This window comes from Corallococcus caeni (assembly GCF_036245865.1).
GTDB classification, from domain to species: domain Bacteria; phylum Myxococcota; class Myxococcia; order Myxococcales; family Myxococcaceae; genus Corallococcus; species Corallococcus caeni.
In genome coordinates this window covers 1-384 of sequence record NZ_BTTW01000084.1, presented here as the reverse complement: position 1 = coordinate 384, position 384 = coordinate 1, and the positions used below count along the sequence as shown (strand labels likewise).

Here is a 384-nt window from a genome sequence, read left to right as displayed (position 1 = left end):
GCACGAGCTGGTCCGCCTGCCACGTGTACACCTGCTTGAGGACGGCGCCGTTGCCGCTGCCGGGCGTGAAGTTGGTGCCCGAGGCGAGCGTGGACACCCAGAGGGCGCGCACGCGGCCCGTGGCGTCACTGGAAGAAGCGCTGGGGAAGGCCGAAGGGCAGGAGGTGGGCGCGGCGGAGGCGTTGTCGCCCAGGGCGTACTCGACGCTGCCGGTGGTGCCCGCCGACGCGTAGTGGGTGCGGTAGCCGCGCACGCCGCCGTACGGCTCCCAGGCCACCTGGGAGAGCAGCACTTCCGTGGTGGGCGCGCCGCTGGCGTACTTCGAGACGGAGACGCTCTCAACGCGGTCGGCAAGGGCACCCGTCCCGTAGGTGTAGGTGACGA

The 384-nt window shown here is 71.9% G+C and carries 1 protein-coding gene; it reads right to left on the bottom strand.

Features of this window, described 5'->3' with window-relative positions; translation table 11 throughout:
* The coding region (locus tag AABA78_RS38995; protein ID WP_338270610.1) for a hypothetical protein at window positions 1–384 on the bottom strand (384 nt) is incomplete at both ends.